The sequence below is a fragment of the Mogibacterium diversum genome, assembly GCF_938028775.1.
In the GTDB taxonomy this organism is placed as follows: domain Bacteria; phylum Bacillota; class Clostridia; order Peptostreptococcales; family Anaerovoracaceae; genus Mogibacterium; species Mogibacterium diversum_A.
Genome location: NZ_CALIZG010000003.1, coordinates 1 through 5,179, shown reverse-complemented (window position 1 = coordinate 5,179; position 5,179 = coordinate 1). Strand labels below are relative to the sequence as shown.

Genomic DNA, 5,179 nt, shown 5'->3' with positions numbered 1-5,179 from the left:
TCACCGCACACCTCTATATATCAATGGAAACAGTGGCAGGCATTCCTAAACGGAGACGATTATCAGGGTCATCCACATAGACCCGTACTTCATACACAAGGGTAGTACGCACATCTTCCGTTTCTACCGATTTAGGTGTAAATTCCGCTACGGAAGAAATATATCCGATTGTGCCGTGAATCGGTTCATTCTTATTAGTATCCGTCGTCACATTCGCATCCATACCGTTATAAATTTTCCCTAAATCCCGTTCGTTCACATATACACGAACCCACTTTTTGGTATTCTCAGCCAACTTAAATACAGGTGTACTCGGTGAAGCCATATCACCGACCTGTAATAATCGGGCCGTTATAACACCGTCTATAGGAGCTGTTAATACGGTTTGGTTTAACAAAAACTCCTGACGAGCCAATTCGCTTTTCATCGAATCCAATTGTGCTTGGGCCTGTGCTATATCTTCCTGTCTTGGCCCTGCGACAGCTAAATTGTATGCTTGCTGAGCCTCATTTAATTTGGCTTCCGATACTTTCATCTTCGCCTGTATATCATCTACAGACTGTCGACTGACGGCCTTACCATTTGAAGCATTATAGGATTTTTGCAGCTTATCGGACTCCTGCTTCGATTGAGCCAGCGAAGCCTCTGCAGATGTAACTCGTGCCGATGCCTGGGCAATTTCTTCAGGTCTGCTCCCTGCCTGCAACTTAGCCACTACCGCTTCCTGTGCTGCAATGGTAGCCTTAGCCTGCTGTACAGCAAGATTCAATTCATCAGAATTTAAATATCCTAATATCTGCCCCTTGGTTACGACCGCCCCTTCATCCACTAAAAGGCTGGAAATTCGATCACTGCCCCGGAATGCAACATTCACTTCCCGCAGATTCACATTGCCTTGCAACACAATGTGATGAGCCGCCATATACGCTTCATATTGATAATAAGCATAATAACCTGCACCGCCCAGAATAATTAGAAGAGCAATTATTATACTTATACACTTTTTTCTATTATTCGCCATCCAACGTTTAAGGACATCAAGTTTCTCTTTCATAATCATTCCCCGCTTCTGACACTATTTCTTAGCATGCGAATCCGCCTCTGCCGCCTGATCGATGTCCATAGCTTCCCAACCACCGCCTAAGGATTTGAATAAACGAATAGTATCAGCAAACTCTTGCCCTCGACTCATGATATATTGCCGTCTAACAGACAATACATTTCGTCGCGCATCAAGAACACTTAAGTAGTCACTAATACCAGAGTCAAAATTAATTTGAGCCAATGATTCCGCTTGCTGTGCAGATTCTACAGCAGATTTTAATTCCTCAGACTTAATATGATCCTGAGATGCATCCGTCACCGCATTTCGGACCTCCCCTACAGCTTTCAAAACAGTCTCTTCGTAAAGTGCCAAGTATTCCTGTTCCTTTTCCGTTTGTACTTTTATATTCTTCCGGATAGCTCCGGCATGAAAAATAGGCATTGTTATTGACGGTCCTATCCCTATCATCTTCCCGATGACTGAAACGAGTCCACCCGATGCAAACGACTCCAATCCTATACTGCCATTCAGTGAAAATCTAGGCTTAAGATCAGCCTTTGCAGTCTTGGTCTTCTGTTGTTGTGTAGCAATTCATCGTTCAGCCGCCTGTATATCCGGTCGTTGCCGCAAAGCTTCCGCCGGTATGCCGATAAACATATGCGGATCCACCGTCGGTAACGAAGCATTATCCGTCAATAACCCATCGACTTCGCCCGGAACCGTTCCTGTCAAGATAGAGATGGCGGACATTGTGGAGGCTATATTTTTCTTTAATGAAGGAATCTCCGCCTGAGTCTGAGACAATGCATATGTAGCCTGTTGTACCGGTAATTCATTTATAATGCCTGACTGATAATTTACCTTGAGCAGTTCCAACGCTTCCTGTTGACGCTTCACATCATCTTCCGTAATGCGTAATTGCTCCTGCAAGGTTCTTAACGACATATACTGTAATGCGGTTTCCGCACTCAACGATACCCATGTGGAATATAAATCCGCCTGTGATGCCTGCAGCGAATTCGATGCAGCACGTGAATTGGCTTTCTGTCTTCCGAATATATCAATTTCCCATCGGGCATCAACTCCCAGTTTGCCCGTTTCTACAGTTCTCGTCGTCTTATCAGGTAAAGGTAAACTCTTTATTTCTTCTCGGTCCGAATCCCATTCGCCCTGCCCTCTGTTAGCAGACCATGAACCGGAAGCATCCAGCCAGGGTAATCGTTGCGCTTCAGCAATTCCCAACTGCAACCGTCCTTGTCTAACTCGAGAACGAGCTACCTCTAACTGCCGATTATTTTTGAGGGTCAAATCAATTAATTGATCCAATACAGGATCATTAAAAACCTTCCACCAGTGAGCTAATTCTTCTTCACTGACTGCTTTTCCTTCTACAACCTCATACGGTAACGGATGTTTTCCCGCTTCTTCTACCCAAGAATGTTCATTTAATTCTTTAGTTGCTTTTTGTTTCTCTGAAAGCTTAGTCTCATCAGCAGCAGTGCTTTTTTTCTTCTTTTTTTTGCCGTCCTTGTAATACGATGCAATAACAGGACTGCCTTGGTCAGAATCGTCAACAGTTTTTTCAGACCTATGCTGTACTGTCGTATTATCTCGACTCGTTCGATTCGCATCGCCGTTTGATTGACTAAAACTAACGCCTGCGCTAGCACTCCAAGCCCCTAATGCTAAACATATATAAACAATTAAAAGTTGTTTTCTATTCGTCATCATAGCAAACCTCTTTTCATTTCCATATATATCAGTATCATTGTATGTTCATCTTATAATATAAAACCATTATGTATCAATAATATGAAGTATCATTTTAATCTAACTTGAGTTTTATCAAACTTTCACATAAAATAAAAATGTATTAATATAATTCAAGTGGAGGCGATTATGTATATCGGTGAAATTATTAAAAGCTATCGCGAACAATATAATATGACGGTTGAAGAATTCGCAAATAAATCGAATCTAAGGCAAACAGAAATCAACCAATTGGAAGAATTATTTCAAAGCGATGGAACGACACCTCATCCTGTTGCAATGCGACAAATTAAAGCTATAGCTGAAGCCATCGGACAGTCAATCCCCATCATTATGAATCTTATTTCTGCAGATCAAGAAATTGTCGTTAACGTAGTAGCTGAATCAGATCAGCCACATGCGAAATAATAAGACTTAGTCTATTAAATAAAGATCATTAGCTCATAAAAGGACCCTACATAAATATGTAGAGTCCTTTATATACATATAAAAAATCAGAACCACCCGTAAAACGGGTGGTTTGCTCACGGGCTATAAGCCCGTATTACTAGGCCAGCGTCTAAAGGCGCTGGCTTTCACTACGTTCAAGCCGCATAGCCATTGACTCGTAACCTTCCCCTTAAAGGGGATATGTATTACTTGCTACCCTTAAAAGGGTCCTCATATTCTTTTACACTTAACTTATCCTTCATTGAGTCATGTAACTCTTGCTCACGTATATATTTTTTACTGTTGCTTCATTTAGACCTACCGTACTAACATAATAACCCTCGGACCAAAAGTGTCTATTTCCAAATTTATACTTTAAGTTTGCGTGTTTATCGAACATCATAAGTGCACTTTTACCTTTTAAATATCCCATAAAAGATTAAACTGCTATTTTAGGTGGGATTAATACTAACATATGCACATGATCTGCCATGAGCTCCCCCTCTATAATCTTGACGCCCTTATATTCACATAAACGCCTCAGTATTTCACGTAAACTATTTCTATATTGATTATATATAACTTTACGTCTATACTTAGGTGTAAATACTATGTGGTATTTGCATAACCATTTTGTGTGCGCAAGACTCTGTGTCCTTGTTGCCATATAAAATCACCTTTCTTTTGCATATAATGCGGCTTGAACACCTACATTATACTTAAGCAAGGTGATTTTTTTGTATAACTTTCGTTGCCGCACCCGCATAGTGAGTGGTTTTATGATTCGCGACTACGTCGCGAACCAGCCTAAAGACAATAGTAAAAAGGAGAAGGTATATTATAACCTTCTCCCCAAAATTATACAGAAATTTCATAATGCTCTTTTAAATTATTCAGCATACTGTGTTTGATATAACCTTCTTTTTGTAATCGACCAACTACAATCCCTGGTGCAATCTCTTGTATCTTAGCAAATGCACGTATGTTAGAATCAGAAAAACAATTAGTATTAATAAAATCCTCAAAATCATTGTTTGAAATTAATATGTCTTTCGCCCATAAATCAGCAACAACTTCATCGTCTTCTGTGGTTCCATTAATCTGATTAATATGGCCTAATATAATATGTGCTAGTTCATGAAATAAACTAAACCAAAACTTATCTGCGTCTTTTCCTCTTGCTGTCATACCAACAACAAGCTTTCCTCCATCAACAAAAGAAGCCCCTTGTAAAAAAGATCCCTTTAAGTGAGGTAAAAAAATAAGTGCAACACCAACCTCGGCTAGCATAGACTTAAGTCTAGGACAGAAATCTTTTGGCTTCATAATAGTCATCGCCCTAATTTGAGGAATTAATTTAACTAACCTATCAATATCTATAGGTTCCGTTTTAACAAAACGTGATTTTAGCTTTGCCTCTTGAGTCCAAGCTAATAATGCCAAGTCACTCTTCTCTGTTACTGCTAATCTTCTACACGCAATTCTTGTAATTTGATTATTTTCAAGTAATGATAAATCCACAACCTCAAAATATTTTCTAAGATTTACTATCTTTTCCTTTAAAACTTTAGTTTTAGGAATCCATCCAAGCTTAGCCATCTCATTATAAGGAAGTTGCTTAGCTAAGACTTCATCAGACTTCATGGCATTCTCAGCCTTTACTTTAATAATTTTTTCTCTATATATTGCTTCTAAATTATTCCAAAATTTTGCAGGTACTCCTAATACCATTTCTAATCTTAAAGCCACCTCTTGAGTTAACTGTACCTCACCATTTATTAGCTTGCTAACATGCTTTTCAGACAAATCCATTCTAGCAGCAAACTCTTTCTGACTCATATTCCGATCATTAAGTTGCTCCTTAATTGTCGCTCCAGGTGGGAATGGAAAGCCGTGGCTTTTTCTTCGGTATGCTACTAGCGCAACGCTTGGGTG

5 protein-coding genes and 1 pseudogene are annotated in these 5,179 nt (G+C 39.6%); 1 reads left to right on the top strand and 5 read right to left on the bottom strand.

The window, feature by feature from the left end; all coding sequences use genetic code 11:
• Positions 1 to 13: 13 nt before the first annotated feature.
• Genes Q7O90_RS00165 through Q7O90_RS00155 form a run of 3 tightly spaced genes read right to left on the bottom strand, consistent with a single transcriptional unit; the run spans position 14 to position 2,776 of the window.
• Positions 14 to 1,054: an efflux RND transporter periplasmic adaptor subunit gene (locus Q7O90_RS00165; RefSeq protein WP_304126141.1), complete on the bottom strand. Its 1,041-nt coding sequence runs from the start codon at positions 1,052 to 1,054 to the stop codon at positions 14 to 16.
• Between the two features lie 21 nt (positions 1,055 to 1,075).
• Complete coding sequence (locus tag Q7O90_RS00160) at positions 1,076 to 1,636, bottom strand: TolC family protein (RefSeq protein WP_304126143.1); 561 nt, start codon at positions 1,634 to 1,636, stop codon at positions 1,076 to 1,078.
• Complete coding sequence (locus Q7O90_RS00155) at positions 1,637 to 2,776, bottom strand: TolC family protein (protein ID WP_304126140.1); 1,140 nt, start codon at positions 2,774 to 2,776, stop codon at positions 1,637 to 1,639.
• 168 nt (positions 2,777 to 2,944) lie between these two features.
• On the opposite strand from Q7O90_RS00155, the gene Q7O90_RS00150 reads away from it, so the two are divergent.
• Positions 2,945 to 3,223, top strand: coding sequence for a helix-turn-helix domain-containing protein (locus Q7O90_RS00150; RefSeq protein WP_304126138.1), 279 nt, complete (start codon positions 2,945 to 2,947; stop codon positions 3,221 to 3,223).
• A gap of 227 nt (positions 3,224 to 3,450) precedes the next feature.
• On the opposite strand, the pseudogene tnpA reads toward Q7O90_RS00150, so the two are convergent.
• Positions 3,451 to 3,911, bottom strand: a pseudogene (gene tnpA / locus Q7O90_RS00145) (IS200/IS605 family transposase).
• A gap of 191 nt (positions 3,912 to 4,102) precedes the next feature.
• Positions 4,103 to 5,179, bottom strand: a 1,077-nt coding sequence (locus Q7O90_RS00140) for a helix-turn-helix domain-containing protein (RefSeq protein WP_330667010.1), incomplete at its 5' end; no start/stop codon positions are given.